General features: G+C 41.3%; 31 protein-coding genes and 1 tRNA gene. 3 read left to right on the forward strand and 29 right to left on the reverse strand.

Annotated elements, in window-relative coordinates; genetic code table 11:
* Positions 1-14: 14 nt before the first annotated feature.
* The 10 genes from O3620_RS03805 to O3620_RS03850 all read right to left on the reverse strand — a co-directional run bounded on the left by O3620_RS03805 (position 15) and on the right by O3620_RS03850 (position 6,214).
* Positions 15-278, reverse strand: a complete 264-nt coding sequence (locus tag O3620_RS03805) for a hypothetical protein (RefSeq protein WP_002919819.1) — start codon at positions 276-278, stop codon at positions 15-17.
* Between the two features lie 15 nt (positions 279-293).
* Entirely contained in the window at positions 294-713 is a 420-nt protein-coding gene (locus O3620_RS03810; protein WP_002919820.1) for a DUF5082 family protein, read from the reverse strand.
* 685 nt (positions 714-1,398) lie between these two features.
* Positions 1,399-1,803 (reverse strand): glycosyltransferase, encoded by a 405-nt coding sequence (locus O3620_RS03815; RefSeq protein ID WP_371601451.1) that lies wholly within the window; start codon positions 1,801-1,803, stop codon positions 1,399-1,401.
* Complete coding sequence (locus O3620_RS03820; RefSeq protein WP_235787838.1) at positions 1,796-2,272, reverse strand: hypothetical protein; 477 nt, start codon at positions 2,270-2,272, stop codon at positions 1,796-1,798. Before O3620_RS03820 ends, O3620_RS03815 begins: the two co-directional genes overlap by 8 nt.
* Positions 2,273-2,276: 4 nt before the next feature.
* Complete coding sequence (locus tag O3620_RS03825; protein WP_002919823.1) at positions 2,277-2,801, reverse strand: hypothetical protein; 525 nt, start codon at positions 2,799-2,801, stop codon at positions 2,277-2,279.
* Between the two features lie 42 nt (positions 2,802-2,843).
* On the reverse strand, positions 2,844-4,454 hold the full coding sequence (locus tag O3620_RS03830; RefSeq protein ID WP_371601452.1) for a T7SS effector LXG polymorphic toxin: 1,611 nt from the start codon (positions 4,452-4,454) through the stop codon (positions 2,844-2,846).
* A 12-nt stretch (positions 4,455-4,466) separates the two neighbouring features.
* Positions 4,467-5,111, reverse strand: coding sequence for a DUF4176 domain-containing protein (locus tag O3620_RS03835; RefSeq protein ID WP_002919825.1), 645 nt, complete (start codon positions 5,109-5,111; stop codon positions 4,467-4,469).
* A 28-nt stretch (positions 5,112-5,139) separates the two neighbouring features.
* Entirely contained in the window at positions 5,140-5,403 is a 264-nt protein-coding gene (locus O3620_RS03840; RefSeq protein WP_002919819.1) for a hypothetical protein, read from the reverse strand.
* A 15-nt stretch (positions 5,404-5,418) separates the two neighbouring features.
* Positions 5,419-5,838 carry a DUF5082 domain-containing protein gene (locus O3620_RS03845; RefSeq protein ID WP_032913025.1) on the reverse strand — a complete coding sequence of 140 codons (420 nt, stop codon included), beginning with the start codon at positions 5,836-5,838 and terminating at the stop codon, positions 5,419-5,421.
* A gap of 79 nt (positions 5,839-5,917) precedes the next feature.
* Positions 5,918-6,214 carry a WXG100 family type VII secretion target gene (locus tag O3620_RS03850; protein WP_002919827.1) on the reverse strand — a complete coding sequence of 99 codons (297 nt, stop codon included), beginning with the start codon at positions 6,212-6,214 and terminating at the stop codon, positions 5,918-5,920.
* Positions 6,215-6,468: 254 nt separating this feature from the next.
* Here O3620_RS03850 and O3620_RS03855 point away from each other — a divergent pair, with 254 nt between their 5' ends.
* Positions 6,469-8,880: a bifunctional 2',3'-cyclic-nucleotide 2'-phosphodiesterase/3'-nucleotidase gene (locus O3620_RS03855; protein ID WP_002919829.1), complete on the forward strand. Its 2,412-nt coding sequence runs from the start codon at positions 6,469-6,471 to the stop codon at positions 8,878-8,880.
* A 43-nt stretch (positions 8,881-8,923) separates the two neighbouring features.
* On the opposite strand, the gene O3620_RS03860 is transcribed toward O3620_RS03855, so the two are convergent.
* From O3620_RS03860 to O3620_RS03880, 5 genes are all read right to left on the reverse strand, one after another.
* Positions 8,924-9,676, reverse strand: a complete 753-nt coding sequence (locus O3620_RS03860; protein ID WP_002919830.1) for a 16S rRNA (uracil(1498)-N(3))-methyltransferase — start codon at positions 9,674-9,676, stop codon at positions 8,924-8,926.
* Positions 9,677-10,630 (reverse strand): 50S ribosomal protein L11 methyltransferase, encoded by a 954-nt coding sequence (gene prmA, locus O3620_RS03865; RefSeq protein ID WP_002919831.1) that lies wholly within the window; start codon positions 10,628-10,630, stop codon positions 9,677-9,679.
* Positions 10,631-10,772: 142 nt separating this feature from the next.
* Positions 10,773-11,243: a GNAT family N-acetyltransferase gene (locus O3620_RS03870; RefSeq protein WP_002919832.1), complete on the reverse strand. Its 471-nt coding sequence runs from the start codon at positions 11,241-11,243 to the stop codon at positions 10,773-10,775.
* Positions 11,240-11,692 carry an NUDIX hydrolase gene (locus tag O3620_RS03875; protein WP_002919834.1) on the reverse strand — a complete coding sequence of 151 codons (453 nt, stop codon included), beginning with the start codon at positions 11,690-11,692 and terminating at the stop codon, positions 11,240-11,242. The genes O3620_RS03870 and O3620_RS03875 overlap by 4 nt, the downstream gene beginning before the upstream one ends.
* A 9-nt stretch (positions 11,693-11,701) precedes the next feature.
* The gene (locus O3620_RS03880; RefSeq protein ID WP_002919835.1) at positions 11,702-12,172 is read right to left on the reverse strand and encodes a DUF3013 family protein; all 471 of its coding nucleotides are present in this window, start codon (positions 12,170-12,172) and stop codon (positions 11,702-11,704) included.
* 87 nt (positions 12,173-12,259) lie between these two features.
* Here O3620_RS03880 and O3620_RS03885 point away from each other — a divergent pair, with 87 nt between their 5' ends.
* Positions 12,260-13,528 carry a replication-associated recombination protein A gene (locus tag O3620_RS03885; RefSeq protein ID WP_002919836.1) on the forward strand — a complete coding sequence of 423 codons (1,269 nt, stop codon included), beginning with the start codon at positions 12,260-12,262 and terminating at the stop codon, positions 13,526-13,528.
* Between the two features lie 265 nt (positions 13,529-13,793).
* A tRNA-Lys gene (locus O3620_RS03890) sits at positions 13,794-13,866 on the forward strand.
* Between the two features lie 22 nt (positions 13,867-13,888).
* Here the strand turns inward: O3620_RS03890 and O3620_RS03895 are convergent.
* The 14 genes from O3620_RS03895 to O3620_RS03960 form a co-directional block, all read right to left on the reverse strand.
* Positions 13,889-15,103 carry a site-specific integrase gene (locus tag O3620_RS03895; protein WP_268681971.1) on the reverse strand — a complete coding sequence of 405 codons (1,215 nt, stop codon included), beginning with the start codon at positions 15,101-15,103 and terminating at the stop codon, positions 13,889-13,891.
* The gene (locus tag O3620_RS03900; protein WP_223320673.1) at positions 15,090-15,293 is read right to left on the reverse strand and encodes a DUF3173 family protein; all 204 of its coding nucleotides are present in this window, start codon (positions 15,291-15,293) and stop codon (positions 15,090-15,092) included. Before O3620_RS03900 ends, O3620_RS03895 begins: the two co-directional genes overlap by 14 nt.
* Before the next feature lie 39 nt (positions 15,294-15,332).
* Positions 15,333-15,599, reverse strand: coding sequence for a hypothetical protein (locus O3620_RS03905; protein WP_125337912.1), 267 nt, complete (start codon positions 15,597-15,599; stop codon positions 15,333-15,335).
* A gap of 21 nt (positions 15,600-15,620) precedes the next feature.
* A complete protein-coding gene (locus tag O3620_RS03910) occupies positions 15,621-16,691 on the reverse strand; it encodes a phage tail tip lysozyme (protein ID WP_223320664.1) in 1,071 nt (356 codons plus the stop codon).
* A complete protein-coding gene (locus O3620_RS03915; RefSeq protein ID WP_268681970.1) occupies positions 16,688-19,039 on the reverse strand; it encodes a hypothetical protein in 2,352 nt (783 codons plus the stop codon). The genes O3620_RS03910 and O3620_RS03915 overlap by 4 nt, the downstream gene beginning before the upstream one ends.
* A complete protein-coding gene (locus O3620_RS03920) occupies positions 19,039-21,552 on the reverse strand; it encodes an ATP-binding protein (RefSeq protein WP_223320660.1) in 2,514 nt (837 codons plus the stop codon). Before O3620_RS03920 ends, O3620_RS03915 begins: the two co-directional genes overlap by 1 nt.
* A complete protein-coding gene (locus tag O3620_RS03925; RefSeq protein WP_032908047.1) occupies positions 21,536-21,964 on the reverse strand; it encodes a TcpE family conjugal transfer membrane protein in 429 nt (142 codons plus the stop codon). Before O3620_RS03925 ends, O3620_RS03920 begins: the two co-directional genes overlap by 17 nt.
* 4 nt (positions 21,965-21,968) lie before the next feature.
* Positions 21,969-22,202, reverse strand: a complete 234-nt coding sequence (locus tag O3620_RS03930; protein ID WP_061595049.1) for a TcpD family membrane protein — start codon at positions 22,200-22,202, stop codon at positions 21,969-21,971.
* Positions 22,203-22,219: 17 nt separating this feature from the next.
* On the reverse strand, positions 22,220-23,176 hold the full coding sequence (locus tag O3620_RS03935) for a conjugal transfer protein (protein WP_061595048.1): 957 nt from the start codon (positions 23,174-23,176) through the stop codon (positions 22,220-22,222).
* Between the two features lie 79 nt (positions 23,177-23,255).
* Positions 23,256-23,492: a hypothetical protein gene (locus O3620_RS03940; protein WP_061592362.1), complete on the reverse strand. Its 237-nt coding sequence runs from the start codon at positions 23,490-23,492 to the stop codon at positions 23,256-23,258.
* Positions 23,493-23,507: 15 nt separating this feature from the next.
* Complete coding sequence (locus O3620_RS03945) at positions 23,508-23,978, reverse strand: hypothetical protein (protein WP_061592361.1); 471 nt, start codon at positions 23,976-23,978, stop codon at positions 23,508-23,510.
* Positions 23,975-24,424 (reverse strand): LPD11 domain-containing protein, encoded by a 450-nt coding sequence (locus O3620_RS03950; protein WP_223320658.1) that lies wholly within the window; start codon positions 24,422-24,424, stop codon positions 23,975-23,977. The genes O3620_RS03945 and O3620_RS03950 overlap by 4 nt, the downstream gene beginning before the upstream one ends.
* Before the next feature lie 11 nt (positions 24,425-24,435).
* A complete protein-coding gene (locus O3620_RS03955; protein ID WP_161543616.1) occupies positions 24,436-24,705 on the reverse strand; it encodes a hypothetical protein in 270 nt (89 codons plus the stop codon).
* An 84-nt stretch (positions 24,706-24,789) separates the two neighbouring features.
* Positions 24,790-25,578 (reverse strand): DNA methyltransferase, encoded by a 789-nt coding sequence (locus tag O3620_RS03960; protein WP_223320761.1) that lies wholly within the window; start codon positions 25,576-25,578, stop codon positions 24,790-24,792.
* Positions 25,579-25,581 lie beyond the last annotated feature (3 nt).

Here is a 25,581-nt window from a genome sequence, read left to right on the forward strand (position 1 = left end):
TTCTGCCAAATTACTTATTTAGCATTTGCTTGATTTTGATCATCAGTCACTTTATTTTCAGCCGCTTGATTCATACGAGTTACATCCGTAGTTGTAAAAGTCTTGAGACTGCTAATCGCTGTATTAAATGACTTTATCTCGTCATTAAAAGATGTAAAAGGAGTCATTGTTGTTGCTGAAAAAGTTAACTCTGCCATATCTGCTATCCCAGAGATACTTGTACTAACTGTAGAAGTAAGTCCCGTCCAAGCACCATAATCTGTTCCTGTATTTGCCATCTATCTTCCCATCCTCTATTCTGAACTAGCTGAATTTGCCAAAGACTGATAATTAAGCATATTATTATAAGCTGTATCTGCTGCTGTCTGTAAGTTGGCTGACTCTGCTTGAAGCTCCCCAATCTTAGCATCTATACTACTCAAATTTGTGTCGTGACTCGTTTTATTAGTTGTAGCAGCAGTATTAGCAGAATCGTACTTCTCTGCATATTTATTCTTCCGATCCCCTTTAAAACTGGATTCATCTTCCCCTTTTATTTTCGTTAAGGCATCTATAATACCTGTCTGAAAATTATTTATCTGAGTGGATAAGTCCGATTTGGCAGTTTCTAAGCGAGAAATCTTTTCATCTACAGCTGCTTTTTGAGAAATTGCATTATCATGATTTTGAGATTCTTGATTAGCTAATCCTTGGTAATAAGATGCATCTGACATTTTTATTTTCCTCTTTCTGAATTTTAACTAAAATAGAGTGGTAAACACTTTTAGTCTTTTTTAATTACAATCTATAGATATCACTATAATATTACTCTCAAAATAGTTTATCATTGGTTTCAGTCATTACAAGCCTATTAATCTCAGCACATAACCACATACTCTTCTGATAAAACACCATAAGTATATTAGCATCTACATAGATTCACATAATATGTTATTTCAATGAAAAAATCAAGATTTTTAACATACTTATACTACTTTAAAAACACTACTTAGAGGTATTCCGCTTCTTAGTATAACACAATAATCAGAGAATGAAAATAAAATAATGGTTCATAGGGAAAATTTTTACATAAATCTTTTCTATTAAAAATATAGCTAAGAGTTTACTGTGCTTTTGGAATATACTATAAGTTATGTGATTACTTTTTAATGAAAGTAGTGCAACAGTCATCAGGAACACTTTTGATTATTATATGTTCAATCTTCTCTTAACTCCAATAGAAGCAACGCTCAATCATCAAAGTCTAACGATTATTATACCTTGGATAAACTTCTCTTTTACCACACCAAAAGAGAAGACCAGTTTGGTCTTCTCTGCTTACAATCGGAACCTTTTCTCTCACCATTGTTAAAAAGGATTCACTTAGAGAGTATTAGATATTCTAATTCTTCAAAAAAACTATTGAGAGTATTTTTTTGAATACTCAGAATAATTTGGTTGTTCCTTTTTATTCATTGCATAAAGCATCGTTCCATTTAAGTCGTCCTTTGACGAATATGGCTGAATCATAACTGCAATATTTTTATCTTTATCTGGGAAAATAACGGTATAGTTCTCACCGTTTTGCTCAATTTTATAGTATGTTATATCACCTTTTTTCTCAACAGACTTTTGCTTATAGTCATATTCTTTCCCATCTACTGTAACTTTATCCTTGTCAAATTTAAGAACAACATTTTCCTGAGCACCTGTTTGGGCTTTCCACTCCCCCTGAAGTGCATCTGAAGAATTTCCACAGGCTGTCAAAATCACTAAAAAGACTGGGAGGGCAATATAAGTTAATATTTTTTTCATTTTATTCATCTATTTTCACACTCCTAAAAATATTCTGAATTTCTATATAATCTGGATTATGAGTTTGATCTTTTATACCTACAGTTCCAGTAAAGCTAACCATTATTTTCACTGCTTCTTTCTCTATGAAAGTTGCAGCTAGGAACTGAGCTAGTGGGCCGGAGTCTTCGTCAATGTATGCATACTCTACCACTTCCCACTGACAACCGTTCACATCATGTAATCCCTCAGAAATAAACTTAATGTCAGCGAGATTTTTCGCATATCCTTGGATTTCAGCCTTATACGCATCAAAACCATAATCTAAACTAACTGTTCTGACATTTATTAAAACATTAGAAGTGAAACTTCCTTTTTTTACTTTTTTCAGAGAGAGTACTGAACCTGGTAAATTCCAGTTATCCCATTCTACCCCAGCATCTACTTGTATATTAGGAAAAGCAGGAAATGCTTCACTAGGAAATTCTCTTAAAGTCATATCATTATACTCCTTTTGCAATATATTTTAATTCGTCAATTCTATCATGAATCGTTTCTACATTCAAATTTTCTCGAAGGTATTCACAGAGCATTCCATTTTCATAAAACATTTGCTCTGAAAGCTGACCTTTTGGTTCATCAGGGCACTGAATCATAACAATGCTGAAAACACCGCCAGGACCAGAGTTCTCAATTGCATTTCCCTCAAAATGATAGGTGAAAGCCCGAAATTGAGAACCATTGTAGTTACCTGAAATTACATAGGCAACTTTTACCATATTTCCACGACCAAATGGATAATGACTAAAATTCGCGTATTTTTCTACATACGGATTCTGGAAAAGTTTTAGTGTGAGGTCGTTACTTGTTTTTTGCTTGGAATATTCTCTGTAATAGTCATTACCTTGTGCTTTATCAAATTGATAGCCGTGCTCGGAAGCGAAGGCTTGGTATACTTTATTCTTTTTGGCGGAATGACTAATCGCCCAATAAACTATCCAACCTACGAAAGCAAAAATTACAAGCATTAAGACAATAAAAATTATTAAAAAGTCCACATGATCCTCCTATTATTTAAATGGATTGATCCAATTAGCAAAATCTTTAACATCCTTAATTGCTGAATCGTAATCAAAATCAACTTTAACTTTCCCACCTAGACCCACTCCAAGAGCAGCACCTATATCTAGGTCAAGTTTAATGTGACCCTCGCCAGCCTTAAATCCAGCACTTGCTTCTGCACCAACGCCAGCTTTTGCACTACCACCTATACTAAATGTAGTATAGGCCGCTTTAGCATGAACCTCGCCTTCAGCTTGTGCACCAGCAAACGCTCCAGCTTGTGCATTAGCTTCTACGCCACCAGTTGAATGTGCTTTAAAGCTAGCGCTAGCATCAGCTTTTGCACCTGCGAATGCCTCACCAGAAGCACCAGCATTTATCTGAGTAATTCCATGACTTGTATCACCAAAGGTAAGATCAACATTTCCTTTGGCCTCAGCTCCAGCTTTAGCAGAGGCTGAAGCACTTGCCATCAATCCTTTTTCATCAAAAGTTACACTACCATCAGCATTGACCCAAGCTCCAGCCATTGCCTCTACCTTAGCTTCCCCTTTCGCTGACAGAATTCCTGAACCAACCGCAAAGCCACCGCTAGCAGAGGCAGAGACACCAATCATAGCTTCAGCATGCGCAGATATGTCAATTCCATCTTTTGTTAAATTAGCTTTTATATCTGCAGCAGCTTTTGCTCCAACAAACGCCTTACCTTCAGCATTGAATTTGACGCCTGCAATTTCAAAGCCGCCACTAGTTTCCAAATCAACCAGAAACGCCGCAGCTTCAGCACTGCCATCAGCATGAAGTTGTCCTTGATCATCAACCCAAATTTTCCCTGAAGCCATAGCTCGTTTACCTCGGGTATCCATGATAAACTTCGACCACCAAGATAAACCTGATTTAGAAAAACTGTTTAATGTTTCAGATATATTCTTCAAAAGTTCTAATGGAGTTGAATTCGTAACAGTCTCAGCAATTTTAACTACTCCTTGTAGAAATTCCGAATTACTATAAAAACTCTTAGCTTCCGCAGAAGTAAACGAACTACCAGCTATATTAGATAGACTTTCAAGAATTTTAGTTTGAGATAACAATAAATCTGCGTACTCAGTTCCTCTTGTCCAGCCATCAAACGTTTCCATATTCGCCTTTGTTTCAGTTAATATTGTCTTAGCTTCTGATAATGGCGTTGTAATTAAGCTGGCATCCGGATTAGTCAAACTAATAATATCAGCAATAGAGCTATATATAGTTGAAGTCTGCTGGTTCACTGTGCTAATATTGGTCTCCAAATCTGAAAAACCATCTAACAATCCTTGTAGATAATCCGTATCAATTATCGCATCTGACGCATTCTCTGATACTGTTGATTGGAACTGCTCAATAGTCTTATCATACTGAGCTGACAGAACGTTTAGAGCATTACTAAAGTTGGTTAAGAGAGGAAGCTGATAATTATTTATTTTGCCATCAATAGCTGACTTTACATCTCCTGATAGACTATTTGAAGCCGTTAGGCTAGAAAAAGAGTTCTTTGATGTATCAATCTGATTATTGAGATTTGTAACGGAATTGGTCAGCGCAGATTTCTGGTTGTTAACCTCCGTCATATCTATTTTCATACTCGTTCTCCTTTATTCATGATATATTTCAGAAACTAAATTTTGTTTAAAATAATCTACCCGATATTGCCTTTTAACATAGTCTTTATCAAAATCATCACTATGGCCCTCCTGAAGAACCTCTTTGATATAATAAGCAGGTATATATATCGGTTCCACATCCGGCCTTAGACCATACGGATAAAGACTCACAAGATAATCTATATAATCTCTGCTTTCAGGACCCAAAAGCACTCTTCTACCTAAGATAACTGCTCTACAGGGAATCTGTGCTTCCTTCATCATTTCTACCAATTTAGGAGATAATTTCTCTAGGCGCAACTCTACCAAGGTTCCCAATGGTAAAACTAAAGAAAGAAGTAAGTCTGTATATGCTAACCAAGAATTAAACTGAGACATAGTCATTGTTACTTTTGATTCCATATACATAATTGTTAGTTCCCTAACCGCCCAATCAAATTGGAATTCCACAGGGTCTCCTAACATACTTTTGTATATATAGGACGATTTATGATTAAAGAAAGCAAACTGGAGCTCCCGAAAAGCTCCCCCCTGTTGAGTAATAGAATAACCAACTTGTTTCAATATTTCACCATTAGTTTCTAAAAGTGAGAGTCGGTTTAAAGAAATTTCATAAAGCGCAGCTACTTCGTCCATTTCCTAACATTCCTTTCTGCTAACTTACCTATTTAGCATTTGCTTGATTTTGGTCATCAGTCACTTTATTTTCAGCTGCTTGATTCATACGCGTTACATCCGTTGTCGTGAAAGTTTTGAGACTGCTAATCGCTGTATTAAATGACTTAATCTCGTCATTAAAAGACGTAAAAGGAGTCATTGTCGTTGCTGAAAAAGTTAACTCTGCCATATCTGCTATCCCAGAGATACTTGTACTAACTGTAGAAGTAAGTCCCGTCCAAGCACCATAATCTGTTCCTGTATTTGCCATTTATCTTCCCATCCTCTATTCTGAACTAGCTGAATTTGCCAAAGACTGATAATTAAGCATATTATTATAGGCCGTATCTGCTGCTGTCTGTAAGTTGGCCGACTCTGTTTGAAGGCTTTCAATCTTAGTATCTATACTACTCAAATTTGTGTCATGGCTTGTTTTATTGGTTGAAGCAGCAGTATTAGCAGAATCATGTTTTTCTGCGTATTTAGTCTTCCGATCTCCTTTAAACTGAGATCCATCTTCTCCTTTAATTTTCGTTAAGGCATCTATAATACCTGTCTGAAAATTATTTATCTGAGTGGATAAGTCTGATTTGGCCGTCTCTAAGCGAGAAATCTTTGCATCTATGGCTGCTTTTTGAGAAATTGCATTATCATGATTTTGAGATTCTTGATTAGCTAATCCTTGGTAATAAGATGCATCTGACATTTCCATTCTCCTATTTCTAAATTCTGACTAAAATAAAGAGAGATAGGAAGCAATCCCATCCCTCCATTCCAGAGTTTTCTTATCCTTTGAAACCAAAGCTATTTGCATCCGCTGTATCACGTTCCGATACAGTATTAGCATAACTAACCAATTGTTGATTGATAGAACTCAACAATTCTTGGAATTTAACCACATCACCATGCAATTGTTGATATTGGTCAAGATAAGATTTGAAAGCACTACCTTTCCAGTGTGCTTGCATTTCGCCGTTAGCACTATTTACTGCCTGAATAGCTGATTCAATTTGATCGCGTGCATTAGAATAGACTGCTGCTTGCGAGGTGAGTTCTTCTGGGGATAATGAAATTTCTGCCATAATTGGACTCCTTATTCATAATTTATTTGTTCTTAATAGAACAGGTTACGTTAGTAATTTTAACTCTTTTGTTAATGATTGTCAAGTATTCACCTATTATTTTTTTATATTCTTATTATGTTATGGTCTATATTTAGACTTTTAGTACGTATTGCTATAGATTATTAAGAAACTCCACCCCCAAAAAACATTGCCGAAAGCGTTTTAATATAGTATAATATAAGTCTGAAATTCATTTTAACAAAGGAGATATTATGTCCAAATCATCCCTTCAAAAAACGCTTGCGCTTTTGAGCGCAGCTGCACTTGCGGCAATTGTAAATGCTGTTCAGGCTGATGAGAATACTCCAGCAGTCACTGCTAATCCTGCTCCAGTAGAAAGCAGCGCAGCGGAAGCAAAACCAACGACTGCTGCAAGTCCTACTGAAGCCACTGCGACACCAGAGAGCACGGAGCCTAGCTCTGCTATTTCCCCAGAAAATGCTGGTGGAAATATCGATGCTTTGATGGCTATGGCTCGCAATGTAGCAGCTACTGAGGATACTAAGCCCGTGGAGGGACAGACTGTCGATCTTCGTATCTTGGCAACGACCGACCTCCATACCAACTTAGTCAACTACGACTACTATCAGGACAAGCCAGTAGAGACCTTGGGACTGGCTAAAACAGCCGTGCTGATCGAGAAGGCTAAGAAAGAAAATCCTAACGTCCTCTTGGTCGACAATGGCGATACCATACAAGGAACGCCGCTGGGAACCTATAAGGCCATTGTGGATCCTGTGGAGAAGGGCGAACAGCACCCTATGTACGCTGCCTTACAAGCTCTGGGCTTTGAAGCTGGTACGCTTGGGAACCATGAGTTTAACTATGGTCTGGACTATCTGAACCGCGTGATTGAGACAGCTGGCCTGCCTATTGTCAATGCAAATGTGCTGGATCCAGCGACTGGTAAATTCATCTATCAGCCTTACAAAATCATCGAAAAGACCTTTACAGATACTCAGGGCCGCTTGACGACCGTCAAGATTGGTGTGACTGGGATTGTACCGCCACAGATTCTAAACTGGGATAAGGCAAACCTAGAAGGAAAAGTGGTTGTTCGCGATTCTGTTGAGGCTATTCGAGATATCATTCCTGAGATGCGCAAGGCTGGTGCAGACATCACTTTGGTGCTTTCTCACTCTGGTATCGGAGATGACAAGTATGAAAAAGGCGAGGAAAATGAAGGTTATCAAATCGCCAGCCTGCCAGGTGTGGATGCTGTTGTAACGGGCCACTCCCACGCAGAATTTCCAAGCGGAAATGGAACTGGATTCTACGAAAAATATCCTGGTGTAGACGGTATCAACGGGAAAATCAACGGCACTCCAGTAACCATGGCTGGAAAATATGGCGACCATCTGGGCGTCATTGACCTCAAGCTAAACTATACCGATGGCAAATGGAAAGTCACTGACAGCAAGGGCTCTATCCGCAAGGTAGATACCAAGTCTAATGTAGCAGATCAGCGCGTCATTGACATTGCCAAAGAATCCCACCAAGGGACTATCAACTATGTCCGCCAGCAAGTCGGTACTACGACTGCACCCATTACAAGTTACTTCTCTCTGGTCAAAGACGATCCATCTGTGCAAATCGTCAACAATGCCCAGCTTTGGTATGCTAAGCAAGAGCTGGCTGGCACGCCTGAAGCCAACCTTCCCATTCTGTCTGCAGCTGCTCCTTTCAAGGCAGGAACTCGTGGGGATGCAACGGCCTACACAGACATTCCAGCTGGTCCTATTGCCATCAAGAACGTAGCAGACCTCTATCTCTATGACAATGTCACTGCTATCCTCAAGGTCAACGGTGCTCAACTCAAAGAATGGTTGGAAATGTCAGCTGGACAATTCAATACCATTGATCCAAATAATAGCCAACCGCAAAATCTGGTCAATACTGACTACCGGACTTATAACTTTGATGTTATCGACGGTGTTACCTATGAGTTTGACATTACCCAGCCTAATAAATACGACCGCGAAGGTAAACTGGCCAACCCAAATGCCAGTCGAGTCCGTAATCTGAAATACCAAGGCAAGGAGATTGATCCAAATCAGGAATTTATCGTCGTGACCAACAACTACCGGTCTAACGGTAACTTCCCTGGTGTTCGAGAAGCCAGCCTCAATCGTCTGCTCAATCTGGAAAACCGCCAAGCTATCATCAATTATATTTTGGCTGTCAAAAATATCAATCCAAGTGCAGATCAAAACTGGCATTTCGCTGATACCATCAAGGGACTAGACCTGCGCTTCCTGACAGCTGATAAGGCCAAGAACTTGATTGGTACTGACGGAGACATCGTCTATCTAGCGGCATCTGCCCAAGAAGGATTCGGCGAATACAAATTCGTCTACGTCGCACCGAAAACTGAACCGGTTCCTATTGAGCAACCAAGCTCTCCTACTATCGCAGTTGAAGCAGCCAACCTGCAGCATAGTAGAGTAGACTTCCCTGTCTTGACTGCTGTTGACCCTAGCACAAACAAGCAAGCGTTCCACAGACAGGCAGGAGCAGAAAGCCTCCCAGCAACCGGAGAAAAGACGTCCTCACTCGGACTCTTGGGACTTGCCATGACCGGACTTGCAGGAATCTTCACCTTCAAAAAACGAGAAAGACAATAATGATTAAAAAATCAGCAGCCAAAATGGCTGCTGATTTTGCTTTTTAAAGACTGTCATCGCTCAATTCCAACAAAACACTGACTGCCGTCAAGGCATAAAGCGGAGCAGTTTCAGCCCGCAGGATACGTGGACCTAGACCAGCGGAGACTGCCCCTGCTTGGTGAAAGGCTGCTATTTCATCTGACGATAGACCGCCCTCCGGTCCGAAGATAAAGAGCACTTTTGCGCCGGTTTCCAAGCCTGACAGAGCCCGGACTAGAGCCGCAGTTTCTCCTTCTTTGGCCGATTCTTCATAAGCCACGATGATGCGGTCAAAGGCTGCCAAGGCCGCCAGAAAGTCTGCCTTTTTATCAAAGAGCCGAACCTCTGGAATCAGATTGCGCTTGCTTTGCTCCGCTGCTCCCTGAGCAATTTTCTCCAGTTTTTCACTCTTTTTGGCCAGCTTTTTGCCATCCCACTTAGCCACCGACCACTCAGCTGGAAAGCCCCAGAGAGCACAGGCTCCTAGCTCCGTTGCCTTTTGAGTGATAAATTCCAACTTATCACCCTTGGGAAAGCCTGAAGCAATGGTCACTTGAACCGGCAGCTCGGTATTGTCTGCTAACTCCTCCACGATTTCCAAGCTCTGCTGGCCGGGGTCTAACACCCGAGCCAGCCGTTTCACACCATCATCAAAGACTAATGTGACTTGTTCGTCCTCTTTGAGCCGCATGACTGAAAACATATGTTTGGCCGTATCCTTATCCGTTACCACCAGAGGGGACTGAGGACTTCCTTTTATAAAATACTGCTGCATCTAACCACCTATCACGCCCGAAATGTCCTGCGTTTTCTTAAAGACACAGGCATTCCATTCGCCCCGAATCATATGCGTTTCCAGGAAAAATCCTGCCGCTTCCGCTGACTCGCGCACCATTTCCCACTTCTCAGAAATAATCCCACTCATAATCAGATAGCCCTCATCCTTGACCAAACGATAGGCATCCTCTGTCAGATGGACGAGAATATCGGCCAAGATATTGGCAACAATGACGTCCGCCTTGATTTCTACACCTCGGAGAAGATCCCCCGGCGCCACATGGATATTCTCCATACCAGGATTGAGCTCGATATTTTCCTGCGCCACTCGCACCGCTACCTCATCTAAATCATAGGCGTAGATGTCCTTAGCGCCTAAGAGAGAGCTGGCAATGGAGAGGACACCGCTACCTGTACCCACATCCAGCACAGTTTCTCCGCCTCGCAAGACCTGCTCCAGCGCAAAGAGGCTCATCTTGGTCGTCGGGTGAGTGCCCGTACCGAAGGCCATGCCAGGATCCAGCTTGATAATCTTCTCACCAGCTGTTCCCTCATAGTCCGTCCAGGACGGCACAATAGTCAAGTCATGGGTGATCCGAGCCGGCTCAAAGTACTTCTTCCAGTTATCCGCCCAGTCTTCCTCAGCCAGTTCCTGCCGAGTCAGCTGAATATCTCCCGTCTCCAATCCGAAACCATCCAGCTCAGCCAGTCGCTCATTGGCCTGGGCCGCAACGGCCTCTATATCCACAGAATCCGGATAGTAGCCAGTAATCTTGACTCGCTCGCTCTGCTCAACTTCTGGAAAAAGCTCACCATACTGGTCGACCTGCCCCAGATAATCTGCGCTGTCATCGATAGCCACGCCCTGACTGCCCAGCTCAATCAGAATATTAGAGGCTGCTTCTTCCGCCTCACGCTTCACTTCAATCGTTAATTCCTGCCAAGTGTCCATTATTAAATACCAAGCCCGTAAAACACAAAGCCAAAATAGGAAATTCTCTGACGACGTTTGCGTCTAAGAGAACTTTATCTTTTTGCCACAGTTTTTAGGGCGTGTTCAGTTTAGAAATTTAACTGAACAATCCTTTCTTTGTTTATTTCGTTGTCTTTGTCATATAGACCATATCCATGCCCTCTTTTTCGGGCTCCGTATGGGTCTGATGATAGCCGTTTTTCTCATAAAAAGCCACCATGCCTTTATCCTGGAAAACCGTACACAAATCCCATTGCCTAATGGTGGAGAATGTCTCCTCTATCAGGCCAAGCCCCTCAGAGCCATATCCTTTATTCTGGTGCTCTGGCAAAATCGCCACTGTCCCAATCCAGCCTGCTGTCTGTTCGTCATTTGTATTCAAGCGGATAAAGCCCAGAATCTTCTCGTCGTCTTTGACAAAATAATAAAAACTATTGGGCCGCTCAACCAGCTTCCAGCGAATCCGCTCTCGCTCCTCCAGATAGGGGTCGTATTGATCCTGATATTTCTCATAAACGGCCTTAAAACTCGCTCGCTGAATGGCGATAATGGTCTCTAAATCCTCAGCTCTCGCCCGTTCAATATGAATCATGCTCGCACCTCCAAATAATCTCTCAACCTGTCCTTCAACTGCGGAATAACCTTTTTATCTGATAAGAACTGGCTCACATCCATCATCTGATAAGCCTGCCCCTCATCGCCAAAGGTGATACTGGCAAATTCTTCCTGAGTGATGGTTCCCACCATAAAAATCGAGGTTTTGGCTGGATCAAGCATGCCTTGATATTCCTTAGCCCAGACAATAGCTACTTCTTCAAGCTTCAAACCAAGCTCTTCGAAAACTTCTCTTTGAACACATTCAAAGGGGGTCTCCTCGTTCTCTCGGCCACCGCCTGGCAGCTCCCACATATTGGGCCAAGGAATAGTTGAAATATCGTCTCGCAAGATAGTCAGTAGCTTATCATCACAGAGCAAGGCAATCTTGCAGCCAGAAAACTCCATCTGTTTGTGCAGCAAATCTAGTCCTTCTTCATCTGTCATCAGCGCCTCCTAATACCTCGGATAGGGATAAAAGTCTGTCTCAGCCAAGTCAGCTCTGCCATTTTCAAAAGCCTCAGCATTCCAAGCCATCTCAAACTCTGCCGCCTCTGAATCTGCTAAAAAGTCCATGAGCGCATCAAGGCCAGACTCAGCTGTTTGGGTTAGGAAATCCACAAAATAAGCTAGAAACTCCCGTGACAGCCCTTTCTTCGGCTCATAGGGAAGAACCGCCAGATAATCCTCGGCCTCAAAACGAGACTTGACCGGATTATAGAAAAGCACGGTTTCCTCAAAGTAAATATCTTCAGCCGAGGCATTGCCCTCAGCATCAACCGTCTCAATCCCACCTGGATTTTGAACCTCAAGGAGAAAGGCCACTTCCACTGCGTGATTCTTCTTGTCCCAGTTTATTTCATAATCAAAAGGAAAGCTCTTCCCCATTTCCTCGTCCAATATCTCCAAAAAACCGTACTTAGCCATGATTTCCTCTTTTCATTGTGATAAAATATTACTATCTACAATAGTAACACAAAAAGCTAAGAAAAACACTTGCAGAAAGGAAATCTTATGCCAGAAAACCTCGCCCTGCGCATGCGGCCGACCGATATTGATCAGATTATCGGCCAGCAACATCTGGTCGGACCCGGGAAAATCATCCGCCGTATGGTTGAAGCTAACCGCCTGTCCTCGATGATTCTCTACGGACCACCCGGCATCGGCAAGACCTCTATCGCCTCGGCTATTGCCGGCACAACTAAATACGCCTTTCGGACCTTTAATGCCACGGTAGATAGCAAGAAGCGCCTGCAAGAAATCGCTGAAGAGGCTAAATTCTCCGGCGGACTGGTTCTCCTACTGGATGAGATTCACCGTTTGGATAAAACAAAACAAGACTTTCTGCTGCCACTATTAGAAAGCGGTCTGGTCATCATGATTGGAGCGACGACAGAAAATCCTTTCTTTTCTGTCACTCCTGCTATCAGGAGCCGGGTTCAGATATTTGAGCTTGAGCCCCTAAGCAACGACGACATCCGGACAGCCATTCAGCTAGCCTTGACGGATAAGGAGCGAGGATTTGATTTTCCAGTAGAGCTAGATGATGAGGCTCTGGAATTCATTGCCATCTCTACCAACGGAGACCTGCGCTCCGCCTATAACTCGCTGGACCTAGCCGTACTCTCTACCCCAGAAGATAGCAAGGGCATTCGCCACATCACGCTCGATGTCATGGAAAACAGCCTGCAAAAGAGCTATATCACCATGGATAAGGACGGGGATGGCCATTACGATGTCCTCTCTGCCCTACAGAAGTCTATCCGTGGCTCCGATGTCAATGCCAGTCTCCACTACGCAGCACGCCTCATTGAGGCAGGAGACCTGCCTAGCCTAGCTCGACGTTTGACCGTTATCGCTTACGAAGATATTGGCCTAGCAAATCCTGACGCTCAAGTCCATACCGTTACAGCTCTGGAGGCAGCTCAGCGGATCGGTTTTCCTGAAGCTCGTATCCTTATTGCCAATATTGTCATCGATCTAGCTCTATCGCCCAAGTCTAACTCAGCCTATCTGGCCATGGACAAGGCCTTGGCTGACCTAAGAAAGAATGGAAACCTCCCCATTCCCCGCCACTTACGCGACGGACACTATGCCGGCAGCAAGGAATTGGGCAACGCACAGGACTATCTCTACCCTCACTCCTATCCTGGCAATTGGGTCAAGCAGGACTATCTACCCGACAAGATAAAAGACGCCAATTACTTCACGCCTAATGAGAATGGCAAATACGAGCGAGCCCTTGGAATGACCAAAGATAAGATTGACGACTTAAAAAAATGATGACATCGTTTGCAAAAAATCACATTTTTCTCTTGAATTTTTCAAAATTTATGGTATTATAATTATAGAAACGCTGTGGTGTACGACTTCACACTTAAGTGTTGACCGACTATTTTTTGTATTATTAGGGAAACAAAAGACTTCTAACAGCATGCAAGCCGTGTCACGCGGAAGCAGCTTCAGTTAGAGCGAGTTGCCCACCTGCTTAATTGCGCGGGTTCAATACAAATCGTGAAGGTCCGGCACCAATACAGCTTTTTCTATTGCCTCCTTAGCTCAGCTGGCAGAGCAGCGGACTCTTAATCCGTGGGTCGCAGGTTCGATCCCTGCAGGGGGCATAGAGCGAAACCCTGAAAAAGCCTATTCTAATAGGCTTTTTTTGTGTGTTTTTTGAGTTTGCCCGAATGTTTGCCCGAGTGTTTTTCCTTTTTCTATTTCCGCCCACTCGTCATCCGTCTCCTGCAGGAGGTGAACATAGACCTCTCGCAACATGGTTGTGTCCTTATGACCAAACCACTTCGCGAGTGCTTCTAAAGGAACTCCCTCTCGAACTTTTACGCTTCCATAAGTATGACGGGCACCATAAACGGTCATTATTGGCTCAATCTCCAGCTGTTTCAACATTTTTTTCAAGGCTTTATTTAAAGTAGATTCATCAGGCACAGGCCACTTTGCTCCATATTGAAAAAAGACAAAATTCTCTCGATTCTCTAAATTGAGTACTTTCAAGGTTCTTTCCTGGATTGATTTCAACTCCTGCAGCACCTGCATAACTTGCATATTTGCAGGAACTTTTCTAACAGATGGATTTCTACGATTAATTCTGCGATAGTAATGGTCATTTTTGGGAGGAACAACCGTATGCTTATGAGACGACCAACGGGAATGAGTATAAACTTCCTGCCTGTCAAAATCAATGTCAGCCCAAGTCAAAGATAAAGCTTCGCCTGGCCGTAATCCAATACCAAATAGGATATACAGCACATAGGGAACTACTGACTTCCTGTAATCCATGAACAACCGCAAATATTCCATCACCCGCTCATAGTCATCTTGGCTATGCAAAAACTTCGTATCCGGATGCCTCGGTTCCCGAATAGAATTCAATTTAATGTTTTTCAAAAAACTATCATCAATCGGAATCCGGTCAGCTTTCGCAAATTCTACTGCCTTTGTAATATTAGCATTCATACGCCCTAATTCATTAATTTCATAGCTTTCCCCATAAAAATTAATGAATTTTTGATAATTAGAACGAACAATATCCGAGACCAGCATATCCCCAAAGTAATTTTTAATCACTTCCCTCCGCCGTTTATAACGTTTCTTCGTGTCAATATCCAATTTCTGAGGCAGAATTTCAACCTCTAACCAGCTATCGAACAATTCAACCAAAGTCAATGGATTTTCATAGACCGTCAATTGACCACTAGCCAGCTGCAGCTCAATCTCCTTAGCCTTATCAGAAGCTTCTTTTTTCGTCCTAAAACCACTACCATGGTAAGATTTTTCCCCTTTACCTTTACGCTCAATTTCAAAACTCCAGGTTTTACCACGCTTTCTAATTCGTGCCATTGTAGATTTTCCTTCCTAAAATTTTATAAATATATTCTTGTGGAATTTCAACTTTTCGCTGATTTTTATAAAACGAAAAACCATCCTTAACCAACAAATCAACAGCCTGTTGAATCACCTTCCTAGCTTTATAATCACTCATTTCATGCAGTAAATCCTGCTTGTTTACCGTATCACGCATTGTTTCCATCTTCTCTCCTCCTTCAAAATAAGAAGCAAGCCTATATTCCTAGACTTGCTCATATGTTGCTTCAAAAATCTTTTCCTTGACAGTCCAGACTTCATTGTCATTTCCAATGATGAGATAATCACCAATCCCAAAATTGAATTGACCTTCAAGGGTCTGAACAGTCAAGTTATCAAGGTCTAATCGCTCCTCCTGTTCCAGCCATTCTTTGTTTTCAGGAACAATCTGAATAGCATAAGCTGGAATCGGACGCTTCACATATTTAGAAATTCCAAGAGATTCCGCTTTTTCTTTAGTTAATGTTTTCATTTTATTTCTCCATTTCCATTTTTAATGTCCCTCTACATACCAAAACTGCTTAGCCGTATTGGCATCGAAAACCCTGTAGCCCACTGTCATAGCTGGCACCCCAACAACATTCATTTCAGAAATCAAGACTGAACCGTCAGACCTAACCTCCTCACAAAATGCCACGTGGCCATAAGTAGGATCAGAGCCAGCCTGCCCCTGAACAAACGAGACAGCAGTATGCTTCTTAGGCGTATGACTAGATTTATAACCAGCTTTTTGCCACCACTGACCGCCATTTCCCATGAAAGAATCAAACTGGATACCGAGCTGTTTTGCCCTATTAAACACGTACCATGTACACTGGCCTGCTGGATAAGAGCCACTACCATCATAAGCATGACCGTCATACTGGCTGATATTCCCCCAGCCCTCTGGTACAGCTACCGAGCTAGAACCTGTATTATTATCCTGATTAAAGGTTGCTTGGGCATCCTTTAAAATATCATAGATAACCTCCGCCCATTGTTCAATATCACTGACTTTGGTCTGAGAATCACTGATTGCTACTCCCTCATAATATTGCGACCAATCTCGGGCTGCTTGCTTAGGATCTGTGCTAGGTCCAACCTTTTCGACCACTTGGGCATAAGGCCCCTCTAATTCAGCACTCATCAGGTCTATTTGGATTTGCTTATCTAGCTTTTTTTCTTTGGCTTGGGCCCAGCGATCACCATTAATGGTACTGGACCACCCAGACCACTGATAGAAACCGGCGACACCACCACTAGGATTAACGGCTGTATGATCAAAGCCGCATTCCCGATAAGCTACAGCCAGACTGCCACTTGTCCCCTGTAAGGTGAAGTGGTGCTGGTTCATTAGCCGGGCTCCAAAATCTAAAGCAGTCTGTGCATTTTCTTCACTCAACTGACGGCCCGTCTTCTCTGTAAATTTCTGGGCAAACTCTTTGGCAGAAACAGAAATCCCTCCAGAAGTAGCCGAATAAGTTTGAGAATCAACTGAACCACTGCCAATCACCAGAAAAACAAGAGTAAAGAAAAGGACTGAAACAGTCCCTAACCCGATTAGTCCTCGCTTAATTGCTTTCATTTTACCCCTTTCTCAAATAATTCATCCGCTGGATTATTTTGGTATTGCTGCTTTTGCCATTCTCGTTTCAACTTCGGTGCTGACAAACGCTCTTTCCAATCATTCTTAAATCCTGGTTCCATATTTCTACGCCTTTCATCTCGGAAACGGTCAAAATTGATAGAATCTTGTCGCCGCTTCTCTGTACGCTCCAAGCGCTCTTGTCTACGGTATTGCCGCTCTTGATGAGCTAACTGGACAGGTGTATCTGTATCGCCAGCCAAGTCATGGACCTTAGCTCTGAGAGACTCACCTTTTGCAGCTGCAAACAAGTCCTGTAAGCCTTCTGCTCGATCTTGTAACTGACGCTTGAAATCTGCCCTGCGTTGTTGAGACAGTTGCTTATCCAGTGTGTCTTCCTTGCCATATCTTAAGCGGTCATAGACTTGCACTGTTCCATTTTTACCGGCCCTAAACAAGGTAGCTAGGGACTTTTTAAAACTTGCCTGAGGGGATGCCACAGGAATAGTATCAGAGGAAAAGTTAGCCGGTCGAACAGTTTGACTAGGTCCATAGCTTTCTGTAGCTGTAGAAAGTTTTGGCATAGAAAAGCGATCAAAGTTAAACTGAGCTTTCTGAGCCAACTCCTGAGCGGAAATGGTCCCCTTGACAAAGAGACCGCCCAACAGGTGACGGCAACGATAGAGAACAATCCAAATCAGCCCTTGAATAATAGCAGACCAAAAATAAATATCGTTCATACCGCCAGCGGCACCTTCGACCAAGCCATTGACATACAGAAAAGCTCGCACAAAGAAGAGACCAAGACCGCCTAATAAGGCAAACTGCATCAGTTTCTTACTTGCGTTGCCAAGAGCTTGTTCAAAACCTGGAATCATAGCAATAAAGAGCAAAATAACCGAACAAACAATAATAAGTAAAGCAAGATATTTAAAGACAATTGAGATTAACCCAATGACAATTAAAGCAAAGCCAATAACCAGCGCTTTTATAAAGGCCGCAAAGGCTGTGAAAATCTTGACACCAACCGAACCAAAGGAAACTTGTTCAATTTTTTCATTTTTTTTAGCAAATGTTTCAACATCCTTTGGATCACCTTTTGTTACAAATAACTCTTTAATTTTATCTTCTGTTACAACATTTTTATCCGTTGTATTAAAATTAAGGGCTAAAAACGGCTCATAAACCAATTTGTCGAAAATTGCATTTTTAACAGAATCAATATTATTCTTGCCATTTTGACTAGATAAGGTTGCATTATCTGCATCAATAGTATCAAATCCTTTTATAGCAGTAGAAGTCATATCTTGTCCCAATCCGTCTGCCATCTTAACTAGGACTGAAAGATTATAACTTGCAGGTACCTGGGAATCACCATAATTAGGCTGAAAGTATGCTGGCTGATAAAGTAAGGCCGCCACAAACCAGACCAAAAGAAAGCGGAAAGACCAAATAGGAAACCGGCGAGTTTTGAAAAATTCTGTCAGGCCACCAAAAAGAGCCAATCCATAAACCAGATATTTATAGTCCGTCATGAAAGTATTGAAAAAGTTAGCCGAGAAACCAACAACCTTATCTAGCTCTTTATAAGTGTTCGCTGTAAAAACCTGTTCCAAAATGATGATAACTAAGCAATAGATTGCTTTGACCAAGAAAAAGATTCCTTGAGCAATTGCATTGACGGCTTTAGGAAAAAGATCATCAGAATTAAAGAAGCCACCTTCTACATAAATGTAAGAAGTCAGCTTAGACATATCTGCTGGATTGACTGTTTCTCTGGCATTGTCCAGGTATTCCTGAGCTTCCTCCCGTGCTTTGGCATCATCTAGCTTACTTCCCACTTGTTCATTGTAGTTATTTTGAGTTGTTTTCAGCCCCTGAATTTGAGAAGCATCTTCCTTGTCCTTGTTCTGTTCAATATATTTATTAATATCTTCTATATCTTCCCCAGCTTTTTTAATATCCTTGGTAGAAGCATTTTTGTTCTTAAGGGTTTTGTCAACATTTTCAGCTTTCTTTTGAATAGATTGATAATCGTCATCTTTTTCGATTTTTTTTTCGTCTTTTTTCTTTTTTTCCTCCTTTTTCTTTTTATTCTGAGCCTCTCTAGCCTGCGCTTCCTGTATATTAGGAGGAGCATATCCAGTATTGGAATTGTTCTGTGAAGTGTTCGTATTAAATCCGTTGGCTCCTGGTTGAGGAGCTCCAGTTCCAGTATTAGAAGCAGGAGTATTTGTATTAAAATTATTTGCACCTGGCATCGGAGCACCGTTGGCATATACAAGAACTACGGGAAAACAAGTCAAGATAAGAATGAAGAAAATCCATTTCATCCGTTTCTTGTTCATTAAGCTACCTCCTCTTTTTGATTTTCTTGGTTGCGAACTGTTCTGAAAAGTTCGCTAACTTCTGGGAAGAATAGGCCATCAACGGTAATCCGTTCTACCCGACCGTGCGTATCTTTCATGAGACATTGGGCCTTGGTCAAATTATCAAACCAGGCCTTACTATCTTCTGTCACCTCCACTTTGAGACGAGAGAGGACCTTTTCAGCAGATCCAGGAGTATCATTATGGAAACAAAGATAAGTTCCAAATGATGTTGCTTCTCCGTCTGCTCGGTTGGAATCCTCCGGCAGTTGAGAAGTAAAAACATAGAAATTATTTTGAGAGCGGCCAACCCGTTTGATTCGGTCCTGGAGGCCTCGGCCATAAGCTGTGATACTCAATACCCAGGCTTCATCTTGACCAATTACAGTTTTTTGTCCGTAATCTCGTTCACCAAATTTGATACAAAAATCACCCAAAGCATAGAGCACCGCCATAGCTTTTCTATTTTGTAAGGTCAATTCTGAGTGTTCATCTGCTGGTAAATCCAAATGCGCAATTTCCAGAATCGTATTACGAGCAGTCAGGTCAACGGCTGAATTGGTACCGTCTGAAAAGACCAAACTCAATACAGAAGCAGTCACTTTTTCCAATAGATTCTCAGCTGTCTCTCGGACTTTCTCAACATCAGATTTCATCAATTCTTGAATGACGGACAAGGTTCCTACCTTTTCACCATTGGCCCGTTTGGCCGCAAAGACCCGAATCATCTTAGAAAATTCAGTCTCAAATTTATCCTTACCATCCAGAGGCATGAATTCGTTGACCATTGAAAGAATCAGGTCCTTTGCCTGCTCCCCGCTTAAAAAGACCAATGGATCCAGCACCCCATGATTTTCAGGTTTTGTATAATCCAAAGTCACAAAGTGGATGCTCCGGATATAATCCTGAATTTCTGGATAGATATCCTTTTCTTCCAGCTCCTTCAAAAGTTTGTTATACCAGTAGCGCTTTTCCATTTTCGGATCAATGTAGAGCGTTTGGCAGTTCAGCAAACTAGCATAATAGAAAATGTAGGAAATGGCAAAAGTTTTCCCCTGACCAGTATCACCTGTAACAGAGATATGCGGATTATCGGTACTTTTTCCCTCTACCTTTTCATTCGCCTCCAGAATATTGACAAAGACCGGTTTGTCAGAAACGGCTATAGCCTCTTCATATCGACCATGCCAAGAGCTCAGCTGACTGTCAATCATCCCAAAGTAAAAGCCAGTATCTTGACCAACTTTTTGAGTGACAAAAAACAAGTCTTCTGCTAAAGCTCCGACTTCATCAATTTGGATAAAGTTTTTATCCTCAGATTGAAGCAGTTCTCCAAAGCGATTTTTGGCAAACAGATATAATTGGTAAGGAGTGGCCCGAGAGATTTTGATTTTGCGACTTTTCATTTCTTCCATCAGCAAGTTAATTTTCTGCTTTAAAACCCTCAAATCACTATCAAAAACGACCAAAGTCTGCAGGTAATTGAGAATAGGAATACCATCTTCAATTTTGGATTCAATATCCTCTACTAGGTATTTACTCTGGCCAACAGAATTTTTCTGTACACTATCTGCTTCTGCAGACTCTGTCTGAGCCCCTTTCAATTTTAAGCGAACATTACGGGCCTTGGTCCGGATATTGTTAAAGGGCAGCCCCTTGACCTTGGCAAATTTGGCCTTGGTCCAAACTTCTACCGGAAACCCTAATGACTGCGCTTTTTCAATAAAATGCAGGTAGGAGGCATTTTCTGGCTTATAAGCCACTGGAAGAAAAGCAACATATTGAGAGCCTTCTTCATTTTGAAACTCCAGAACATTAATACGCTTGTAATCAATATTCTTGTCTCCCAAGTTATCAATCCAGTTTTCAACCAAATTCACTTCATATTCTTTATCAACATTCAAAGAATGTAAATATGAATAGCGATTAACAAAAATCGTCTCTCGAGTTGACAGCCGGCGATAATCGAGCAGGGACAAATCTTTTTCCAGTTCTGCCCGTTGTTTTTCGTACTTTAATTCCCACCCTTCCATTATGCTTTTTTGAAGCCCCAAACTCTCTACCAGAAAATCAGAAGCTGTATTGATAGAATCCTGGATTACTTCTTTTAGATCCACGGAAATAGTAAAAGATTTCAGAGGAATACTGATAAAGTAATGATAGTCACACAATTCTTTAGATGACAACAAATAATCATAGGACTTTTCAAGGACTGAATAGGCCATATCTTCTGTATCGGTCGCAAAGTTTTGAGAAAGCTTCTGAAATTTTTTCAGTAGGTCTTTTTGAAAAGGAAGCATGACAATATCCACATCGCCATAGTTTTTAATATTAGTTAGCCAGGCTTCAACAGATGCCTTAAATTTTTCCTTTTTGGTAAAGTCTACGGGATTAATGTCTTGGGGATTGACCTCATACAAGGCAAAGACACTGCCATCTTTTTTTAACATCAGGTTATCAACAATATCTACAATTTCATTCGTTAGTTTCACTCAATTTCCCCTCTTTCTTTAAGATATAATCTGGTTTGTAATACAAAATACCATCATTCAGATATTTCAGCTTACGTTTTCGGCCATAAACCCGATAAAATTTTAGATAGTCACGAATAAAACGACTGATTTTCTGCTGCTCAATCGTAAAATCAGATAGGACAATCCCTGAACTCCAAATGATAGGTGTCCCAACCCCAATCCAAAACGGCATAGGAATTGGAATAACTTTCGTTACAAAATTTGAAAACAGCCAATAATAAGCCAAAAACAAAAAAGCCGTCCAGCCAAGTGTAGACAGCTTGATTGCGTTAGGCAGAGAAAAACGATCGGAAAATTTTTGAATCCAAGTTGGCTGCTCAAAAGCAGAGCGATAGTGATATAATCGCTTATCTTTTTTCTCAAATGCCATTGCCTCACCCACCAATCTTGAAAAGATTGACCAGTATAGACAAGATTTCAGAGACTTTGTTCAACACCAATTCTGGTTGGTAGCAGAAAAAAGCGACGGCCAAACCAATTCCAATAGACTTCAAAATCTTTCCGCCGGACCGATCTGTCAAAAATGTAACAATACCAGCTCCTGCACCAATTCCAAGGGCACCCCAAGCCCCTACGTCTTTCAACAATAAAAGGATAACTTCTTTCATTCGTTACCTACTCTCCTTTACTTCATTTGTTTTCGGTATTTTTCAGCAATCCCATGCTCAAAACTTTGAACACGGAACGTATCATTTTCTTTGTCTACTTTCAAAGTGACCACAAAGTTTTCTTGATGGGACAGTCCCAGACCGTCCGTAAAGGTAACTTGCAGTACATCTACCAGCTTATCTTTATGATCCTTATCCGTAATAAAATAAGAATAATCAATAGAGGTCAGTTTGTACCCTTCCAAGGGCTGAATATCCTTTGAAAAAGGGGTTAGCTGTGTTTTATCACCGCTAGCATAAGCTGTAAACAAAGCTTGAACATACTCTTTGGCTTTACCAAACTCTTGTTTGCTATCCTGCTGGTCCTGCAAGTGGATACCAGCTTTTACATTTTTGGCCGCATAAGAATTTTCCTTAGTGAAATAAGGCAAGTCTGAAACATAGAATTTATTATCCTTAACGGCATAAGGGATATGAAGCAAGCCATAGTTTGGTTGCCATTCCTCCCCTGCCTTAACAGAATAAGTGACCCGATAAGTCGCTAAATTATCTGTTACCTCTACTAAGGTAGCGCCTGTTAGCTGACTATCCATTCGGTTGTTTTCTGTGTTTTTAATGTCAATGCCTGATCCGTAGTATTCCTTGAGTTTGGCTTGATTTTCAGCATTATTTTCTGAGAAGTAAACATTTAAAAATTCCATCATAAAAAGACTGACCTGATTAGAATAGGTCCGAGAATTTTTGTTTGTTACCTGAATCTCGTTTTTATCATTCCTCAAACTACGAAAGGTGTTGGAAACAATGGTTAGGGTTGATAAGAGTACGACCCCAGCCACAAAGCCCAGAAGCAAACGATTAGCCGCCTTCTGGCTGATTTTCCGGGGCTTCAGCTCTACCTTGCTTTTGTTTGGTTTGGGAAACTTTACTTTCCCAACCTCCTTTTTTAGTTGAGAAAACCATTTTTTTACATTCAAATTTATTCTCCTTTACATATATTTTCCACTAAAACGGACATTTTTAAAATTGTCTGCTAAAACGGAAAGTTAGTTAACGCTAGGCCGGAACCAGATTAAGAACAAGCTCATCGTAAGCCTCAATGTCGCCCATCACGGCATCCATCTGTTGCTTCGTAATCCTAGCTTGATCTACATATTCCTGTAGTTCCCGGAAGCACCAATAAACCGCTTCGCCGTACGATAAGTCATCCTCAATCAATTCCCCGTCATCACGCCAAACTGAGTAAGGATTTTCTTCTTTCGAAAAATCCTTATGAATAGTGTAAACAGGCATGCTTACCTCCTTTCTTCATTCACATGATACATAGAACCCTTTGCTGGTATTAAGTACCACTCCCTGATCTATATAAGCCTGGATGGCCCTAACCCAGCTGGAAGCCTGGAAGAAAAATTCCACTACGCTATCCATATCAGCCCCCTCCAGGAGCTGCTTCATCAAAGCAGTCTCATCTTTAGAAACAAAGCGGTAGTAGTGGCTCATGATAAAGCTGGGAGATTGATGATGTTTTAACATGTGTTGTACCAAGAAATCATCCCCGTCGTACAACTCCAGGATCACTTTTTTTAAAAGATAGGCTTCCTGCAGGGACATGATTGAATCAACTTCCCAATCAGAAAAGCCACAAATGAAAAAGGAATCTTCCTTAATTCCTCTTTCTTCCATTCTGGCCAATACCGCCTCTTTACTGAATTTCATCAAATCCAACTGGCATAAAGACCGGCTATTGCCATCCGTCAGCACCCGAATATTTGCAATCATTTGTCCTCCTCAGTCATTCTCCTTTCATACTGTAAAATTTCTTCCCAAGTCAACCATTCAGGCTTTTCACCCTCTGGAAATTTCTTCCACAATTTTTTCATTTCCGCAATCTGATCCGGGACATTACCAGCCCAAAGATGCCCCTCATACCGACCGCCATAACCTAAAAAATAGTCACAGTCTGTCTGTAATCTACTTAACATCATATAATCAAAATGATAAGGATTTTGGCGGTTTTTGTAATCTTCCAAATAGGCTTTTAGCTCAGATAATTCCAAAAAACCGTCCAGACCGTAACCAAAAGTATCATCTTCCTCTGGCAAGACATAGAGTTGGCCTTTGAAAGATTCTGTCACTCCGATTTTTTCCAAAGCGCTAATCTGAAAAGGCAAGGGGAAACGCCCCCTTTGTCCCGTCTCCGTATTTGTCACAATCGCAAATTCCATGTCACCGACTCCTAAACAAGGGCCGCTAGTCGCTTGCCAGTACCGTACATGCTTTGAGAAATGGTGTTTAATTTCTCATTTTGCCTGTAGTAGATCCGCAGTTGAGTCTGGATTTCCCGGATCTGATCAATCGGAAGGGCAATCACCATGTCCCCTTTTAACTTACTGTTAAGCGTTCCTGCAATCGTATAGGCTTCCCGGTAATTGTGAGCAATCAATAGTTCTGAAAGCTGGGCTGTCAATGATAAAATTTCTTTTTCCAAAGTTCCTTGTTGTGCCATTTTTCTACCTCATTTCTAGTATTTTATCCATAAATAACTATCTTATGGATGGGCTTCTAATAATGAATTCTTTTCCCATTTCCTTTATGCTCTTTTTTTCTTTAATTCAAAAATATAAGCCTTATATATGACATTAAAAATATCCGCTACCAACTTTTGCGGAATATTTGAACGCTCATTATAAGACTTGGAGAAATTTTTCAAAGTCATTTCTGGCTTAATAATTTCTTTTTTTAGATTAAGATAGACATTACTTGCAAATGTCGTCCTCTTTTGCAAAGGATAGTCATAATTGTTGTACCTAGTTAAATTTTTATATGGAATTTTGAAACCAATAATATCTTCAATATACGGCCATAAACGATCACCTGCAGGGTTTTCAATGACCCAAAACAGAGGATTGTAACGCTTAATAATTTCAATCGTATTAAAAGCGGTCAATTCTCCATTGATTCGTTTCAAGAACTGGTGCTCATATCGGTAATTGATAGGAGCTTTTTCATAGTCATCATTGGAACGAATAGTAAAAGGAGACGGCTGCACCTGAGGAGCAAATAGACTGTCTGATACATCATTTCGTTTCCAACAGGCATTACCCTGATCCATAGCGGAAGCATTAGACCAGCTCTCACAGGGTGGACTGGCAATAATCAAATCAGGCCTAGGTAACTGATCCAGCGTTTCAAACATCTTATTATCTCCGAAAAGCCGTCCATAATCCGCAAGATCCAGACTAATAAAATGCTCATTCTTGCCTTCAATGTCTATCCCAACAGGATAAATATCAATGTTTGTCTCCTTGGAATCATTTAGAGCCTGAACACCTTTTGTATAACTGCCATTGCCACTGTCAAAAAGCGCCCAAACTGTCATTTG

The sequence above is a fragment of the Streptococcus sp. 27098_8_134 genome, from assembly GCF_041431675.1.
Classification (GTDB): Bacteria; Bacillota; Bacilli; order Lactobacillales; family Streptococcaceae; genus Streptococcus; species Streptococcus sanguinis_R.